16 protein-coding genes and 1 pseudogene are annotated in these 15,796 nt (G+C 64.5%); 11 read left to right on the top strand and 6 right to left on the bottom strand.

The genetic code is table 11. The annotated features are described in order from the left end of the window. Window positions 1-143: 143 nt before the first annotated feature. The 8 genes from ACGYK7_RS09060 to ureG are packed head-to-tail and all read left to right on the top strand — an operon-like array spanning window position 144 to window position 5,275. Complete coding sequence (locus tag ACGYK7_RS09060) at window positions 144-941, top strand: urease accessory protein UreD (RefSeq protein WP_394401236.1); 798 nt, start codon at window positions 144-146, stop codon at window positions 939-941. Between the two features lies 1 nt (window position 942). Beyond that, window positions 943-1,245 (top strand): urease subunit gamma, encoded by a 303-nt coding sequence (locus ACGYK7_RS09055; protein WP_394401234.1) that lies wholly within the window; start codon window positions 943-945, stop codon window positions 1,243-1,245. An 8-nt stretch (window positions 1,246-1,253) separates the two neighbouring features. Further along, window positions 1,254-1,451 carry a hypothetical protein gene (locus ACGYK7_RS09050; protein WP_394401231.1) on the top strand — a complete coding sequence of 66 codons (198 nt, stop codon included), beginning with the start codon at window positions 1,254-1,256 and terminating at the stop codon, window positions 1,449-1,451. Next, window positions 1,448-1,753 (top strand): urease subunit beta, encoded by a 306-nt coding sequence (locus ACGYK7_RS09045; RefSeq protein WP_394401228.1) that lies wholly within the window; start codon window positions 1,448-1,450, stop codon window positions 1,751-1,753. Before ACGYK7_RS09050 ends, ACGYK7_RS09045 begins: the two co-directional genes overlap by 4 nt. Next, window positions 1,753-3,477: an urease subunit alpha gene (gene ureC, locus ACGYK7_RS09040; protein ID WP_394401226.1), complete on the top strand. Its 1,725-nt coding sequence runs from the start codon at window positions 1,753-1,755 to the stop codon at window positions 3,475-3,477. Before ACGYK7_RS09045 ends, ureC begins: the two co-directional genes overlap by 1 nt. Window positions 3,478-3,487: 10 nt before the next feature. Continuing rightward, window positions 3,488-3,994, top strand: coding sequence for an urease accessory protein UreE (gene ureE / locus ACGYK7_RS09035; RefSeq protein WP_394401224.1), 507 nt, complete (start codon window positions 3,488-3,490; stop codon window positions 3,992-3,994). Further along, complete coding sequence (locus ACGYK7_RS09030) at window positions 3,987-4,634, top strand: urease accessory protein UreF (protein ID WP_394401324.1); 648 nt, start codon at window positions 3,987-3,989, stop codon at window positions 4,632-4,634. Before ureE ends, ACGYK7_RS09030 begins: the two co-directional genes overlap by 8 nt. Beyond that, window positions 4,631-5,275 (top strand): urease accessory protein UreG, encoded by a 645-nt coding sequence (ureG, locus tag ACGYK7_RS09025; protein ID WP_067263690.1) that lies wholly within the window; start codon window positions 4,631-4,633, stop codon window positions 5,273-5,275. The genes ACGYK7_RS09030 and ureG overlap by 4 nt, the downstream gene beginning before the upstream one ends. Before the next feature lie 25 nt (window positions 5,276-5,300). Here the strand turns inward: ureG and ACGYK7_RS09020 are convergent. After that, a pseudogene (locus ACGYK7_RS09020) lies at window positions 5,301-5,453 on the bottom strand (P1 family peptidase); the annotation flags it as partial. A 34-nt stretch (window positions 5,454-5,487) separates the two neighbouring features. Beyond that, window positions 5,488-6,663: a nucleotide sugar dehydrogenase gene (locus ACGYK7_RS09015; protein WP_394401222.1), complete on the bottom strand. Its 1,176-nt coding sequence runs from the start codon at window positions 6,661-6,663 to the stop codon at window positions 5,488-5,490. A 245-nt stretch (window positions 6,664-6,908) separates the two neighbouring features. Here ACGYK7_RS09015 and ACGYK7_RS09010 point away from each other — a divergent pair, with 245 nt between their 5' ends. Then, entirely contained in the window at window positions 6,909-8,237 is a 1,329-nt protein-coding gene (locus tag ACGYK7_RS09010) for a DUF2793 domain-containing protein (RefSeq protein ID WP_394401220.1), read from the top strand. Between the two features lie 42 nt (window positions 8,238-8,279). On the opposite strand, the gene ACGYK7_RS09005 is transcribed toward ACGYK7_RS09010, so the two are convergent. From ACGYK7_RS09005 to ACGYK7_RS08990, 4 genes are all read right to left on the bottom strand, one after another. After that, complete coding sequence (locus ACGYK7_RS09005) at window positions 8,280-9,242, bottom strand: threonine/serine dehydratase (protein WP_394401217.1); 963 nt, start codon at window positions 9,240-9,242, stop codon at window positions 8,280-8,282. Between the two features lie 12 nt (window positions 9,243-9,254). Then, window positions 9,255-10,391 carry an aminotransferase gene (locus tag ACGYK7_RS09000; protein ID WP_394401214.1) on the bottom strand — a complete coding sequence of 379 codons (1,137 nt, stop codon included), beginning with the start codon at window positions 10,389-10,391 and terminating at the stop codon, window positions 9,255-9,257. Between the two features lie 16 nt (window positions 10,392-10,407). Beyond that, window positions 10,408-11,481 (bottom strand): serine hydrolase domain-containing protein, encoded by a 1,074-nt coding sequence (locus tag ACGYK7_RS08995; protein ID WP_394401211.1) that lies wholly within the window; start codon window positions 11,479-11,481, stop codon window positions 10,408-10,410. A 75-nt stretch (window positions 11,482-11,556) separates the two neighbouring features. Next, a complete protein-coding gene (locus ACGYK7_RS08990; protein WP_394401209.1) occupies window positions 11,557-12,036 on the bottom strand; it encodes an Lrp/AsnC family transcriptional regulator in 480 nt (159 codons plus the stop codon). Window positions 12,037-12,131: 95 nt separating this feature from the next. On the opposite strand from ACGYK7_RS08990, the gene ACGYK7_RS08985 reads away from it, so the two are divergent. Further along, window positions 12,132-13,334, top strand: a complete 1,203-nt coding sequence (locus ACGYK7_RS08985; protein WP_394401206.1) for a methionine gamma-lyase — start codon at window positions 12,132-12,134, stop codon at window positions 13,332-13,334. A 78-nt stretch (window positions 13,335-13,412) separates the two neighbouring features. Then, on the top strand, window positions 13,413-15,794 hold the full coding sequence (locus tag ACGYK7_RS08980; protein WP_394401203.1) for a transketolase-like TK C-terminal-containing protein: 2,382 nt from the start codon (window positions 13,413-13,415) through the stop codon (window positions 15,792-15,794). The last annotated feature ends 2 nt before the right edge of the window (window positions 15,795-15,796 follow it).

The following is a 15,796-nucleotide window of genomic DNA, read 5'->3' as shown; positions in this document are numbered from 1 at the left end:
AACCCGCCGCGCAGGCGGCTCTGAACCGCCTCGGCGATGACTCTCCCCCATCTCTATGGTGATTAAAAAATCATCAGACTTTACCGGGCGGAGCGTTCCTCATTCTCATCGACAGCAGCATAAACAGCCCCCAAGCGACCCCGGTGCAACCGCGCGCCATCGGCGCTGCGATGGTCTCGGCCAAGGCTGCGCGGGGCGGGTCGACAATCGGCGAATTGCGCCAGTCGGGCGCGATGAAACTGCTCTTCCCCCGCCCCGATCCCGCGCTGTTGCAGGCCATCGTCATCAATATCGCAGGCGGCATCACGGGTGGCGATAGTTTTGCCCTGAGCGCCCGCGCCGAGGCGCAAGCGGCGCTCAGCCTCACCACGCAGGCCGCCGAGCGCGCCTATCGCGCGCAACCGGGGCAAGTGGCGGCGCTGCGCAACACCCTCATCGTCGAGGCAGGCGCTGCGCTGCATTGGCTCCCGCAAGAGACCATTCTCTACGACGGATGCGCCCTGCGGCGGCATCTGACGGTCGATCTGGCGCAAGACGCCTCCCTCCTGCTGGTGGAACCGCTTGTCTTTGGCCGCGCCGCTATGGGCGAAACCCTTCGTCCTGCCTATTTCCGCGACCGGATCGAGGTTAACCGCGCGGGCCAGCCGCTTTTTCACGACGCGATGACGCTCAGCGGCGATGTCACCGCGCATCTGGCGGCCCCTCATATCGCGGCGGGCGCAGGTGCCCTTGCCACGTTGATCTATGTGGCCCCCGATGCCGAAGCGCGGCTGGCCCGCCTGCGTGGCCAACTGCCCGCCAGCGCCGGGGCCAGTCTGTTCGGCCCGGACCTGCTGGTCGCCCGAATTCTCGCCGCAGATAGTTTCGACCTTCGCCAATCGCTCGTCCCGATTTTGGGCGCGTTAAGCGGTGACACCCTTCCCCGATCATGGATGACCTGACGTGCAACTGACTCCGCGAGAAAAAGACAAACTGCTGATCTCCATGGCTGCCGAGGTCGCCCGCAAGCGCCTTGCGCGGGGGGTCAAGCTGAACCACCCCGAGGCCATCGCCCTGATCACCGACACCGTGGTCGAAGGCGCGCGGGATGGCCACAGCGTGGCCGATATGATGCAAGCGGGTGCCCATGTCATCACCCGCGACGACTGTATGGAAGGGGTGGCCGAGATGATCCCCGAGGTGCAGGTCGAAGCCACTTTCCCCGACGGGACCAAATTGGTCACCGTGCACAACCCCATCAGATAGGATATCCCATGCCGCGTTTTGCCCCCCTTCTTGCCCTGCCGCTCAGCGCGCTTGCCATGGCGGCCTTCGCCCATAGCGCGCCGCTCCCCCACAGCCACGGCGGAGAGGGGGACGGATCGCTCGCCGTCTACCTGATCGCCACCGCGGCCTTTGCGCTCTCGGGGGTGATCCTCATCCTGCGGCGCTCGAAGTCCGCCAAAGCATGATCCCGGGAGAGATCATTCCGGCGGAGGGCTTGTTAACCCTCAATGCCGGCAGCACGGCGATCACGCTGATGGTCGCCAACACCGGCGACCGCCCGGTGCAGGTCGGCAGCCATTACCATTTCGCCGAGAGCAACCCCGCGCTTGAGTTCGACCGCGCCGCCGCGCGGGGTCTGCGCCTCGACATCTCGGCGGGGACTGCGGTGCGTTTCGAGCCCGGCCAGCGGCGCGAGATCGCGCTCATCCCGATCGGCGGGGCGCGGCGGGTCTTTGGCTTTAACAGCGCGGTGATGGGAGACCTCTGATGCCTGCACAGATCAAACGCGGTGACTACGCCGCCATGTTCGGCCCCACGGTGGGCGACCGGATGCGGCTGGCCGATACGGACCTTATCATCGAAGTAGAACGTGACCTGACCACCGGCGAGGGCCGAGCCTATGGCGAAGAAGTCAAATTCGGCGGCGGCAAGGTGATCCGCGACGGCATGGGCCAGTCGCAAGTGCCCCGCGCAGGCGGAGCCGTGGACACGGTCATCACCAATGCGCTGATCGTTGACCATACCGGCATCTACAAGGCCGATGTCGGGCTGAAAGACGGGCGCATCGCCAAGATCGGCAAGGCAGGCAACCCCGATACGCAGCCGGGGGTCGATATCATCATCGGGCCGGGGACCGAGGTGATCGCGGGCGAGGGGCGCATCCTCACCGCCGGGGGCTTTGACAGCCATATCCATTTCATCTGCCCGCAACAGATCGAAGACGCGTTGCATTCGGGGCTGACCACCATGCTCGGCGGCGGCACTGGGCCTGCGCATGGTACTTTGGCCACCACCTGCACGCCGGGCGGCTGGCATATCGGGCGCATGATGCAAGCCGCCGATGCCTTTCCGATGAACCTTGCCTTCGCGGGGAAAGGCAATGCCTCGCGACCCGCCGCGCTGGAAGAGCAGATCAACGCAGGCGCCTGCGCGCTGAAACTGCATGAGGATTGGGGCACCACCCCGGCGGCCATCGACTGTTGCCTTGGCGTGGCCGATGCGATGGACGTGCAGGTGATGATCCACACCGACACGCTGAACGAAAGCGGCTTTGTCGAACATACCGTGAAGGCCATGAAAGGCCGCACGATCCATGCCTTCCATACCGAAGGCGCGGGCGGGGGCCATGCGCCGGATATCATCAAGATTTGCGGCGAAGAGCATGTGCTGCCCTCCTCCACCAACCCCACACGGCCCTTCACGGTCAACACGTTGGAAGAGCATCTGGATATGCTCATGGTTTGCCACCACCTTGATAAGTCGATCCCCGAGGATGTGGCCTTTGCCGAAAGCCGCATCCGGCGCGAGACCATCGCCGCCGAAGACATCCTGCATGACATGGGGGCGTTCTCGATTATCGCCTCCGACAGCCAGGCCATGGGCCGGGTCGGAGAGGTCTTGATCCGCACATGGCAGACCGCCGACAAGATGAAAAAGCAGCGCGGGCGGTTGCCCGAAGAGACGGGCAAGAACGACAATTTCCGCGTCCGCCGCTACATCGCGAAATACACCATCAACCCCGCCATCGCGCATGGAATCTCGACCCATATCGGCAGCATCGAAGAGGGCAAGCGCGCCGATCTGGTGTTGTGGAACCCCGCTTTTTTCGGGGTGAAGCCCGAGATGGTCCTGCTTGGCGGCAGCATCGTTTGCGCGCAGATGGGCGACCCCAACGCCTCGATCCCCACGCCGCAGCCGGTCTATTCGCGGCCCATGTTCGGGGCCTATGGCCGGGCGGTCGAGAATTGCGCTGTGGTCTTTGTCAGCGAGGCGGCAGAGGCCGCGGGGGTGGGCGGCAGCCTCGGCATTGCCAAACAGACGCTTGCGGTGCGCAACACCCGCGAGATCGGCAAGCGCGATCTGAAGTTGAACGACGCGCTGCCCGAGGTCGAGGTCGACCCCGAGACCTATGAGGTGCGCGCGGATGGTGAATTGCTCACCTGTGAACCCGCCTCCGTGCTGCCCATGGCGCAGCGCTATTTCTTGTTTTGAAGAGACCGAAATGACCCCAATCCTTTGCCAAGAGATGCGCCGCGCCGGAGCGTGGTCCGATGCCAGTGACCGGGTCGAGCTGAGCTATGACGGGCGCTTTCTGCGCCGCAAGGTGCTGACCACCGCAGGCGGGCTGGCGTTTCTGGTCGATCTGGCGCAGACCACCTCGCTCGACCATGGCGATGCTTTCGTGCTGGCCGACGGGCGTTTGGTCGAAGTTGTGGCCGCCGACGAAGCCCTGCTGGAGGTGACCGGCCCCGACCTGCCGCGCATCGCGTGGCATATCGGCAACCGCCATACCCCCTGTCAGATCGACGCCGACCGGCTGGTGATTCAGCGCGACCATGTGATCGCCAAGATGCTCGGCCAGATCGGTGCCACCACGCGAGAGATCACCGCCCCCTTCCGCCCCGAGGGCGGCGCCTATGGCCATGGGCGCACCCATGGCCATGACCACGGCCATGTTCACCACGCTGTTCACAACCACGATCACCCGCATGACCATGCGCATGGCTGACACCCTACAGGCCGACGCCCTTCTGACCTTGGTGCAGATGCTGTCGCCCTCCTACCCGGTGGGGGCCTTCGCCTATAGCCATGGGTTGGAATGGGCGGTGCAGACCGGGGATGTGACGGGGCAAGACAGCCTGGCCGACTGGCTGAGCGGCGTGTTGCGGCACGGGGCGGGACAGGCGGATGCGCTCTTTCTTGCGGCGGCTTATCGCGCGGATGACCCATCGGAGATCGACGCGCAGGCCCGCGCCTTTGCCGCCTCTGCCGAGCGATTGAAAGAGACCGTGCTACAGGGCGAAGCCTTTGCCCGCGCCAGCGCCGCGATCTGGCAACAGGAGATGCCGCCGCTTTGCTATCCCGTGGCCGTCGGACGCGCCGCGCGGCTGCAAGGGTTGCCGCTGCGCCAAACGCTTGAGATGTTCTTGCACGCCTTTACCGCCAACCTCGCCACCGCGGGCATGCGCCTGATCCCCTTGGGGCAAACCGAGGGGCAGATCGTCATCCGCGACCTCGCGCCGCTCTGTCTTGAGGTGGCCGCGGCGGCAGAGGCAGGCACGCTCGACGATCTCTCCTCCACCGCCTTTCTCAGCGACATCGCCGCGATGAAACACGAAACCCAATATTCAAGGATTTTCCGCACATGAAACGCAACAATGGCCCCTTGCGCGTCGGCATCGGCGGCCCGGTGGGCGCGGGCAAGACCACTCTGACCGCCGCGCTCAGCCGCGCGCTGCGGGATCGGCTGTCGATCGGCGTGATCACCAATGACATCTACACCCAAGAGGACGCCGAGGCGCTGATGCGCATGCAAGTGCTGCCGCAAGACCGGATCATTGGGGTGGAGACCGGCGGCTGCCCGCATACGGCAATTCGCGAGGATGCCTCGATCAACCTTGCCGCCGTGGCGGAGATGGTGGCGCGGCATCCGGATGTGGAAGTGGTCTTGATCGAAAGCGGCGGCGACAACCTGTCGGCTACCTTCAGCCCCGAATTGGCGGATGTAACGCTCTATGTGATCGACGTGGCGGCGGGCGAGGAGATCCCCCGCAAGGGCGGCCCGGCGATCACCAAATCCGACATTCTGGTCATCAACAAGACCGACCTCGCCCCCCATGTCGGCGCCTCGCTCGAGGTCATGCAGCGCGATAGCGCGCGGATGCGCCCGGACCTGCCGACGGTCTTCTGTGCGTTAAGGTCCGGCGAGGGGATCGACGCGCTGCTGGCGCATCTGGCGCAGGTCGGGGGGCTCGACCTCGCCCCCATGAACCCGGTGAGCGCGGCTTAACCGCGGTAGACCTCTGCCATCCGGTCGCGAAAGGCGGCAGAACTGCCGTCACCCCGGTGCAAAGCCCCTCTCGGCGCAGGTCGTGACTGCCCACGCGCACCCCCGCGACATCGCAGATGGGGCTTCGCGGCCTCCTTGGCAGGGTCCACCAGTTCTTGCTGTCGATCGTATTGCGCATTTTGCCTTTGAGAGTTTGGGGGGCCGCTGCGGCATCAATCCGCGCCGAAAAGATCGCGGGTGAAGACTTTGTCGGGGACATCCGCCAGATCGGGGTGATTCCGGTTGGCCACGATCACATCCGCGCGCGCCTTGAACGCCTCCAGATCGCGGGTGACCTCGGAGCCGAAGAAGCGTTCTTCCTGCAACACCGGCTCATAAACGATGACCTCGATGCCCTTGGCCTTGAGCCGTTTCATGATCCCTTGGACCGAGCTTTGGCGGAAGTTGTCCGACCCGGCCTTCATCACCAGCCGGTAGATGCCCACCCGCTGAGGGCCAAGCGCCAGGATCTGCTCCGAGACGAAATCCTTGCGGGTGCGGTTCGCCTCGACCACGGCGTTAATTAGGTTTTGCGGCACGTCGGAGTAGTTGGCCAGTAACTGTTTGGAATCCTTAGGCAAACAATAGCCACCGTATCCGAAGGACGGGTTGTTGTAATGCCCACCAATGCGCGGGTCGAGGCAGACGCCGTCGATGATCTGCCGTGTGTCCAACCCATTGGTCAGCGCGTAGCTGTCCAATTCGTTGAAATAGGCCACACGCATGGCGAGGAAGGTATTGGCGAAGAGCTTGACCGCCTCTGCCTCGGACGGGCCTGTAAAGAGCATGGGAATGTCGTCGTCGATTGCTCCCTCCGCCAGCAGTTGCGCGAAGCGCCGGGCACGCGGGCTGTCTTCGCCGACGACGATGCGTGAGGGGTGCAGGTTGTCGTAGAGCGCGCGGCCCTCGCGCAGGAATTCCGGGCTGAAGATCACTTGGTCGCTGTTCAACGCGGCGCAGAGGCCCGCGGTATAGCCCACCGGCACCGTGGATTTGATGACGATGGTGGCCGTTTTCGTAGCCGCCAAGACATCCCGCACCACCGCCTCGACACTGGAGGTATCGAAGACATTGGTGCGGGGGTCATAGTTGGTTGGCGTGGCGATAAGCACGTATTCGGCCTCGCGATATGCCGCCTCGGCGTCGGTCGTGGCCCGGAGGGTGAGGGGCTTGTCCGCGAGATATTGCTCGATCTCAGGATCGACGATCGGGGCGCGGCGGGCATTCACCTGCGCTACCCGTTCGGCGTTCAAATCGACCGCCGTCACGTCGTTGTGCTGCGCCAAAAGCACCGCGTTCGAAAGCCCGACGTAGCCGATACCGACAACGGCGATCTTGGTCTTTGACATAAGCGTGGGCCTTTCTTGCGCGCCTTAGCTGTGATGTTAAACTGCGGCTTTCGTTTTGAAAAGGCACCGCCTGACAGGGAGTTAGGGCGCTTTGGCGAAAGTGAAAGCCGTGTCGCGCACCTTCCGCCCGCGCCGTGCGATGGGGCAGAACCGCCGCTTGTTGCGCGCGGCGCGAACGGTGGGTTGTCAGGGTGGCAAGACTTCCTTCTCACAGTCTCAGGCGACCCATAACGCGGAGAGCCCCGATGCCCGACACCTCTGAGCGCCTGTCCCTGCCCTATCTGATGCCCGCACAGGCGCAGAAACATGTGACCCATAACGAAGCCCTGCAACGGCTCGATCTTTTGATGCAGCTTGCGGTCGAAGGGTTTGACGCCAACACCCCGCCCGCCCTGCCGCAGGCGGGGGAGATTTACGCCCTCGGTGATGCGCCGACAGAGGTTTGGGCAGGTCATCCCGGCGAATTGGCTGCGTGGGTCGGAGAGAACTGGCAGTTCACCGCACCGCAAGACGGCTGGATCGCCTTGGATAAATCGACCGGGATTCTGCACCGTTGGGGCGCAGGGGCTTGGGCCGAGGTCTCGCCCCCCGATCTGGCGAACCTTTCCGGGCTGGGGGTCAATACGGACTACGATAGTGGCAATCGCTTTTCGGTCTCCTCCCCCGCCAGCCTTTTCACCCACGAAGGGGCGGGGCACCAGCTGAAGCTCAACAAGGCCAGCGCCGCCGATACCGCGAGCCTGCTGTTTCAAACCGATTGGTCTGGCCGGGCCGAGATGGGCACGGCGGGGCAGGATGATTTTGCCATCAAGGTCAGCGCCGATGGCAGCAGTTGGACCACCGCGCTGGCCTTTGACGCGGGCAGCGGCATCGCCTCGGGCGCGGCGCTGACGCAGGGGGTGGACGATGCGACCGTGGGGCGTTTGCTGCGGGTGGGGGATTTCGGCATCGGTGCCGATGCGGGGCCGCTGGTGACGGACCTCGACGCGCATGATCTTTCGGGCAGCTTTTCAAGCCATGGCGGCGCCCATGCGCAGGCGCCTGCCGGGGCCAACCCGTTCCCGGCGCTGGACGGGGTTTTCGGTCTGCTTTGCGGCAATAGCACCCTGGGCGGGCAGAATGCCTATCTGTGGCAGATCGCAGTGGGGATCGACATGCCGGGTCTGGCCTTTCGTGTCCGGGCGACGGGGGCATGGGGCGCGTGGCAACCGCTGTGGTCCGGGGCGAATACGACTGTGGATGCCAATGGATTCATCAAGGAAGCCAGCCCGATCGTGCGCCTGTTCCGCGATGGCCGTGAAGAGCCTGCGGTGCCTTTGGGTGCAGGGTTCGAACGGATCGGGCCGGGCCATTACCGATTGTCGAACGTGCCACCCCTCGCCAGTCGCGGCTGGCAGATCGAAGCGCCGCAGGATGCGAATGGCAACCGGCTGGTTCATGTCGCGTGCAGCTATGAGGCAGGGGCGCTCGATATCCGCACCCGCGAGGTGATCTGGCAGGACGGCTGGGCCGGCGGTGCGCCGCGGGACATTCCCGAGGGCCGTTGGGTCGACCTGCGGTTCGACATGCGCTGAGGGGGAAACGGACCCGGTCCGCAGGATCGAGCCGGGTGGCCGTTAGATGATCCTGCGTAATTGCTCGACCTCATAATTGCCTCCGCAAAGCAGAACGACAGAGGTCTGGCCCGCGTCGTTCTGCGGCCTTGCAAGATAGGCCGCCAGCGCCAAAGCGGCGGCCCCTTCGACCAGCATATTCTCTTCCCAAGCCAACACCCTCAGCGCCTCGCCGATCTGATCCTCGTCGCAATGGACGATCTCATCAATCACCGCGCTTGCCATCGACAGGGTAAGCGAGCCTTCATCCACCCCGCCCGCCACACCATCGGCCAGCGTATCGAGATGTTCCGTTTCGACGATCTCGCCCGCTTTGATCGACGCGGCCAGCGCGCAGCTGTTGGCTGCACTCACACCGATCACGCGGGTCTGTGGTGAGAATTCCTTGATTACCGATCCCATGCCCGAGATCAGCCCGCCACCGCCCATCGAGATAAAGACATTGTCGACCCCTTCGATCTGGTCGAGCAGTTCCAGCGCGGCGGTGCCCTGCCCCGCGATCACATCGGCATCGTTATAGGGCGAGATATAGGTGTAGCCCTCAGCCTCGGCCAAGCTCTGCGCGTGTCGCTCTGATAGCGAGGCATCGGCCCCATGGATCACGACCTTGGTGCCGTAGCTTTCGATGATCTTGCGTTTCTTGGCGACGACGGTTTCAGGCAGCACGACGATCAACTCATGCCCCGTGGTCTGGGCCGCACGCGAACAGGCGATGCCGTGGTTGCCGGAAGAGGCGGTGATGACAGGCCGGTCGAGCGGCACCGTCGTCAGTTTCGCACTGGCGCCGCGCAGTTTGAACGACCCGGTGTGCTGGAAGTTCTCGGTCTTGTAAAACAGCCGCGACTCCTCAGCCATTGGCAGGCGGGAGGCGATCACCGGGGTGCGGTAAACCGCGCCCGCGATTTTGCGATGGACCGCGCAGGAACGGGCGGCGCTTTGGGCGATCAGGTCTGAGGCGGGCGGCATGACGGGCTCCATCTAGCTTGGCTGTGCCGCGCCGTGACGCGCGAGGAAAGCCGAGACACGCGCCAATCCGTCGCGCAGGTCCGCCGTCGAATTGGCGAAACCGATGCGCAGCCAGCCCTCCATATCCATGGCGCTGCCGGGGGTGAAGAGAACGCCCTCCGCCTCCAGCAGTTGCGTGCAGAAATCGCGGGAGGGCAGCGGCAGGTCGTATTTGAGCAGCGCCGTGGTGCCCGCTTGCGGTTTCACCCATGAGATCAGCGGCTCGGCCTCGACCCAATCCGACAGGATCGCGAGGTTCTCGCGGGTGATCAGATGCGCGCGGTCGAGGATCTGGGCACGGTTTTCGAGGGCAAGGGCCGCGAAATACTCGTCAATCCGCCCGACGGAGATCGTGTTGTAATCGCGGTGAACCATGATGTCTTCGAGCAGGGTCTTCGGCCCTGCGACCCAGCCCACGCGCAGCCCGGCCAGCGAATAGGCTTTGGACATGCCCGCCGTGCTGATGCCCCGCTCGTACAAATCGCAGATCGAGGCGGTATAGCCGTTCCCGGCCTGATCGGTGCCGCGATAGACCTCATCGCAGAGCACCCATGCCCCGCTGCCCCGCGCGATCTCGGCGATCTCCGTGAGCATTGCCCGGTCCATCAGCGCGCCGGTCGGGTTGTTGGGGTTGTTAGTGGCGATCATCCGTGTGTCGGGGCACATCATCGCGCGCAGTTCCTCAAGATCGGGCAGAAAACCGTTCTCCGGGCGCAGGTGCAGCAGTTCGACCTCCGCACCGATGCTTTCGGGGATCGAATAGTGCTGCTGGTAGGTCGGCACGATGGCGATGACATGGTCGCCGCGCGACACCAGCGTCTGATGCACCAGCGCATTGGCCCCGATGGTGCCGTGGGTGGTCAGCACGTTCTCGCGCGACTGTTTCTCGTAGAGCCCCGCCACTGCATCGCGCAGCCGGTCCGAGCCCTCGATGGCGCCATAGCCCATGCGCATCTCGCGCAGCTCGCCCAACACGGAGTTGTCGACGCCCGCCATGTCGATCAACTCGCCCAAGGTGATCGAGTCGACGCAGGTTTCGGCGAGGTTATAGCGGCAGTGGTTCTCAAACTCGTTCATCCACATTTCGACGCCGAAGGTCTTGATATGCATGGGGTTTCCTTTCGTATCAGCTCTCAGTCAACGCGGCGAAAAGCCGGAGGAGGAATTGTGGCGTGGCGGTCGAGGCGAGCCAGCGCATCACCGCGACGATTTCCTGCTCGGGCGCGATCCAGATCGTATGGCCGCCCGCGCCCTGCGCGCTGAAGGCGGTCTCGGGCAGCTTCGGATCGGCCTCGGTGCCGCGGTTCAGCCACCACAGGAAACCGTATTTGTCGAGCGTCGGCGTGGGCGTGAGGGACCGCTGCATCCAGTCCTCGGGCAGGATCTGTTCGCCGTTCCACGCGCCGTGCTGGCAGATGAACTGGCCGAATTTTGCGTGATCCTCGGCAGAGATGAAAAGCCCGCCGCCCCAATGCCCGCCGCCGGTGACCGATTGCATCCGGGTGCCATTTATCTCGACCCAAGAGGTCGAATAGCCCTCCCACCGCCAGTCGGGTGATGCCCCGATAGGGTCCATGATCCGCTCGCGCAGCACCTCCGGCAGAGGGCGGCGAAAACGCATCATCAGCGCATAGGCCAACGCGTTTACCCGCACGTCGTTGTACTCATAATGGCTGCCCGGCGCACCGACCTGCCGCAACTGTCCCTTGCGGCTGTTGTCCGCCCCCGGCCCGATCTGGCGGTAGTGGTCGACCTGATCGTCCTTTCCGAAAATCTCGCCGCGCCATTCGCTGTTCATCTGCAGCAGATGCCGCCAGGTGATGCGCCTGTTGTGGTCGCCCGCGAAATGCGGCCCCGGGATACTGTCGCCCACGGGCGCGTCGAGGTCCGCGATCAGACCGTCCTTCACCGCCAGCCCCGCCAGCACCGAAAGGTAACTCTTGGCGATGGAGAAGGTCATGTCGGCGCGCGTCGTTTCGCCCCAATCGGCCACGCGCTCACCGCGATGCAGGATTACCCCGGCGGGGCCACCGCGCGGGCGCACCGGGCCGACGATCTCGGTCCAGGGGCCGCTTTCGTTCCACTCGCGGTTGCCGACGTAAGCGCCATCAGAATGGTACATCGAGCGCGGCCAATCGGTCTCATGCGCCAGCGCATGGTCGACGACGGTTTGCAGGGCGGGGGTGGCGGCGAAAGTCATGCGGTCTCCTAGGGGGTTGGGCGAACTCTTCCCAAGGGGGGCGGGATTGTAAACCGGTTAAATGTCTCCGGTCGCTCAATTGCCGATGTCGGGGTAGACCTGAGAGCGTTTCACCACCCCGTAGACAAAGCTGGTGTCGATCGACCCGATACCGCCAATGGGATGCAGCCGCGCGCGCACGAAGCGCTCGTAGTCTTCAAGATCGCCCACCACGACCCGCAGCAGGTAGTCCGACAGGCCGCTCATCACGAAACATTCCAGCACCTCCGGGATCGCCCGGATCTGGTTCTCGAAGCGTTTCACCGTGCCCTCGTCGTGACCGTCCAGCGTCACGCGCACCATGACCGTCACCGGCAGCCCGTAGGCCTTGGCATCGACCTCCACGCTGTAGCCCCGGATCGCGCCGCTTTTCTCCAGCGCGCGCAACCGACGCAGGCAGGGCGAGGGCGAGAGGCCGACTTCCTCCGCCAGATCGAGGTTGGTCATGCGGCCGTTGCGTTGCAGGGCGCGGATGATGCGACGGTCGGTGGCGTCCAATCGGGGTGTTTGGGGCATGATATGCCAAATCTCCTGCAATCCGCGCATATATTAGCAATCAAATGCCCCATGCGCCATCGGATCATGCCCCCAAAATCAGATAGGGGCCTGACATGACCGACGACCAGAAATCCTTTGCCACCCGCGCCATCCACCACGGCTATGCCGCGCAGGACGAACAGGGCGCGCTGAACCCGCCGATCTACATGAGCTCGACCTTCACCTTCGAGACCGCCGAGGCGGGCGGCGACATGTTCGCGGGCGAGCGCGCGGGGCATTTCTACACCCGCATCAGCAACCCAACGCTGGACCATCTGGAAAAGCGCATCGCCAACCTCGAGGGCGCTGAGGCCGGGCTCGCCACCGCCTCGGGCATGGGGGCGATCACCTCGACGCTTTGGACCTTCCTGCAGGCGGGTGATGAGATCATCATCGACAAAACGCTTTATGGCTGCACCTTTGCCTTCATGACGCATGGCCTGCCGCGCTTCGGCGTCAAGGTGACGCTGGTCGACATGACCGAGCCCCAGAACCTCGCCGAGGTGATCAGCGACCGGACCAAGGTGGTCTATTTCGAGACGCCCGCGAACCCGAACAACCGTCTGGTGGACATCGCCGCGATCTCTGCCATCGCGCATCGCGCGGGCGCCAAGGTGGTGGTCGACAACACCTATGCCACGCCGGTGATCACCCGCCCCATCGAACATGGCGCCGACATCGTGCTGCATTCGGCGACGAAGTTCCTCTCGGGCCATGGCGACGTGGTGGCGGGCCTGATCGTCGGCAGCGCCGAGGACATGATGCAGGTGCGGCTCGTGGGTCTGAAGGACATGACCGGCGCCGTGATGTCGCCGCTCACGGCCATGCTGCTCTTGCGCGGGATCAAGACGCTGGAACTGCGCATGGAGCGGCACTGTGCCACCGCCGCCAAGGTCGCCGAGGCGCTGGAGGCGCATCCGGCAGTGCTGCATGTCGCTTACCCGGGGCTGGCAAGCTTCCCGCAGGCCGAACTCGCGCGCCGGCAGATGGGCAACTTCGGCGGCATGATCCCCTTCGAGGTCAAGGGCGGCAAGGCGGGCGGCATCGCCTTCATGAACCGGCTGAACCTCATTCAGCGCGCGGTGAGCCTCGGCGACGCGGAAAGCCTGATCCAGCATCCCGCCAGCATGACCCATTCCACCTATTCCCCCGAGGAACGCGCCGAACATGGCATCGCCGAGGGGCTGGTGCGACTCTCGGTCGGGCTGGAATCGGCGGAAGACATCATTGATGACCTTTACGCCGCGCTTGGGGCGCATAACATGCGCGCAGCCTGATCCGGCACGAACCGGACCAGTCGCGGGCGGTGTCGAAGAGGGCACCGCCCGAGGGATCCTCAGAATGAAAGACCTGCCATGACCGCTCTCGCCCCTGCTCAGCTCAAGACCGTCGAACAGCGTCTGCTGTGGCTGTCGCACTGGATGATCCACAACGCGAACCACATCCGGCCCAAGGTCGACGGCATCAAGGTGGGCGGGCATCAAGCATCCTCGGCCTCGATGGTGTCGATCATGACGGCGCTTTACTTCAGCGCCCTGCGGCCCGAGGACCGGGTGGCGGTCAAACCCCATGCCTCGCCGATCTTCCACGCGATGCAGTACCTGATGGGCAACCAGACCCGCGAGAAGATGGAGAATTTCCGCGGTTTCCAGGGGGTGCAGAGTTACCCCAGCCGGACCAAGGACGTGGACGATGTGGATTTCTCCACCGGCTCGGTCGGCCTTGGCGTGGCGATCACCTCCTTCGCCTCGCTGGTGCAGGACTATATCACCGCGAAGACCTGGGGCGAGGATGTCGATCTGGGCCGCATGGTCGCCTTGGTGGGCGACGCAGAGTTGGACGAGGGCAACATCTACGAGGCCCTGCAAGAGGGCTGGAAGAACGACCTGCGCAACACATGGTGGATCATCGACTACAACCGCCAGTCGCTCGACGGGGTGGTGCGCGAGGGGCTGTTCAAACGCATCGAGCAGATTTTCGACGCCTTCGGCTGGGACGTGGTCAAGGTGAAATACGGCGCCCTGCAGCGCGCCGCGTTTGAGGAGCCGGGCGGTGACAAGCTGCGCGACTGGATCGACAATTGCCCGAACCAGCTCTACTCGGCGCTGACCTATCAGGGCGGCGCGGTCTGGCGCGAACGTCTGATGGAGGCGCTCGGCGATCAGGGCGATGTCACGGCGCTGATCGACGCGCGCAGCGACGATGAACTTGCCGAACTGATGGAGAACCTCGGCGGCAATTGCGTGGAGACGATGGCCGACACCTTCGCCGCCATCGACCACGACCGCCCGGTCTGTTTCCTTGCCTACACCATCAAGGGCTGGGGCACGCCGATCGCGGGGCACAAGGACAACCACGGCGGTCTGATGACCAAGACCCAGATGGCCGATTGGCAGAAACATATGGGCGTGGCCGAGGGCGATGAATGGGAGCCCTTCGCCACTGTCGTGGACCCGCAAGCGCTGCAAGACGCGCTTACCCGCGTGCCCTTCTTCGCCAAGGGCCGCCGCCGCTACAATGATACCACGCTGCCGGTGCCGCAGATCGAGCTTTCGAGCGACCGGGAGATCTCCACGCAGATGGCCTTCGGCAAGATCCTCGACGACTTGTCGAAAGGCGACAGCGATCTGGCGCAGCGCATTGTCACCATGTCACCGGATGTGACCGGCACCACGAACCTCGGGCCATGGGTGAACCGCCGCAAGCTTTTCGCCCGCAAGGAACAGGCCGACACCTTCATCAACGAAAAAATCCCTTCCACCGCGAAATGGGAATTCACGCCCGAGGGCCAGCATATCGAACTTGGCATCGCCGAGATGAACCTCTTCCTGCTTCTGGGCGCGGCCGGCCTGTCGCATTCGCTTTTCGGCAAACGGGTCATTCCCATCGGCACGGTCTATGACCCCTTCGTCGCCCGCGGTTTGGACGCGCTGAACTACGCTTGTTATCAGGATGCGCGTTTCATGATCGTCGGCACCCCTTCGGGCGTGACGCTGGCCCCCGAGGGCGGGGCGCACCAGTCTATCGGCTCGCCGCTCATCGGCATGAGTCAGGATGGGTTGGCGAGTTTCGAGCCCGCCTTTGCCGATGAGTTGGCCGTTATCATGAGCTGGGCCTTCGACTACCTGCAACGCGACGGCGAGGGCGACCCGGACGAGCGTACTTGGCTGCGCGACGAGACCGGCGGCTCGGTCTATCTGCGGCTGACCACCAACCCCATCGAACAGCCCGGCAAGCGCGTCGACGAGGACTTCCGCCAAGGCGCCATCGACGGCGCCTATTGGCTGCGCAAGCCCGGGCCGAACTGCGACGTGGTGATCGCCTATCAGGGTGCCGTGGCGCCCGAGGCGATCCAGGCCGCGGGCAGCATCGCCGAGGGCCGCCGCGACGTGGGCGTGCTGGCGGTGACCTCGGCCGACCGTCTGAACGCGGGCTGGACCGCCGCGCAGCGGGCACGCGCCCGTGGCAATCACGCGGCGCAGAGCCACATCGAAACGATGTTGGGAGGGTTGCCGCGCGACTGCAAACTGGTCACGGTGATCGACGGCCACCCCGCGACACTGTCGTGGCTGGGCGCGGTCGTGGGGCATCAGACGGTGCCGCTCGGCGTCGAGCATTTCGGCCAGACCGGCACCATCGGCGACCTTTACCGGCATTTCGGGATCGACGCGCGCTCGATCGTGGAAAAGGTGCAGGGGCTGACCCCGGGGCGGCAGATGCTGCATCGGGTGGGGTGATG

It is taken from the genome of Sulfitobacter sp. 1A15299 (genome assembly GCF_043556915.1).
Lineage (GTDB): Bacteria > Pseudomonadota > Alphaproteobacteria > Rhodobacterales > Rhodobacteraceae > Sulfitobacter.
This window is presented reverse-complemented; position numbering and strand designations above follow the sequence as displayed.

What these genes read in the sequence shown, in the direction of transcription:
- ureC (WP_394401226.1), top strand. Translation starts at nt 1,753, where the DNA reads ATGCCTGCACAGATCAAACGCGGTGACTACGCCGCCATGTTCGGCCCC.
- ACGYK7_RS09050 (WP_394401231.1), top strand. Translation starts at nt 1,254, where the DNA reads ATGCCGCGTTTTGCCCCCCTTCTTGCCCTGCCGCTCAGCGCGCTTGCC.
- ACGYK7_RS08980 (WP_394401203.1), top strand. Translation starts at nt 13,413, where the DNA reads ATGACCGCTCTCGCCCCTGCTCAGCTCAAGACCGTCGAACAGCGTCTG.
- ACGYK7_RS09045 (WP_394401228.1), top strand. Translation starts at nt 1,448, where the DNA reads ATGATCCCGGGAGAGATCATTCCGGCGGAGGGCTTGTTAACCCTCAAT.
- ACGYK7_RS08990 (WP_394401209.1), bottom strand. Translation starts at nt 12,036, where the DNA reads ATGCCCCAAACACCCCGATTGGACGCCACCGACCGTCGCATCATCCGC.
- ACGYK7_RS08995 (WP_394401211.1), bottom strand. Translation starts at nt 11,481, where the DNA reads ATGACTTTCGCCGCCACCCCCGCCCTGCAAACCGTCGTCGACCATGCG.
- ACGYK7_RS08985 (WP_394401206.1), top strand. Translation starts at nt 12,132, where the DNA reads ATGACCGACGACCAGAAATCCTTTGCCACCCGCGCCATCCACCACGGC.
- ureG (WP_067263690.1), top strand. Translation starts at nt 4,631, where the DNA reads ATGAAACGCAACAATGGCCCCTTGCGCGTCGGCATCGGCGGCCCGGTG.
- ACGYK7_RS09005 (WP_394401217.1), bottom strand. Translation starts at nt 9,242, where the DNA reads ATGCCGCCCGCCTCAGACCTGATCGCCCAAAGCGCCGCCCGTTCCTGC.
- ACGYK7_RS09030 (WP_394401324.1), top strand. Translation starts at nt 3,987, where the DNA reads ATGGCTGACACCCTACAGGCCGACGCCCTTCTGACCTTGGTGCAGATG.
- ACGYK7_RS09000 (WP_394401214.1), bottom strand. Translation starts at nt 10,391, where the DNA reads ATGCATATCAAGACCTTCGGCGTCGAAATGTGGATGAACGAGTTTGAG.
- ureE (WP_394401224.1), top strand. Translation starts at nt 3,488, where the DNA reads ATGACCCCAATCCTTTGCCAAGAGATGCGCCGCGCCGGAGCGTGGTCC.
- ACGYK7_RS09015 (WP_394401222.1), bottom strand. Translation starts at nt 6,663, where the DNA reads ATGTCAAAGACCAAGATCGCCGTTGTCGGTATCGGCTACGTCGGGCTT.
- ACGYK7_RS09010 (WP_394401220.1), top strand. Translation starts at nt 6,909, where the DNA reads ATGCCCGACACCTCTGAGCGCCTGTCCCTGCCCTATCTGATGCCCGCA.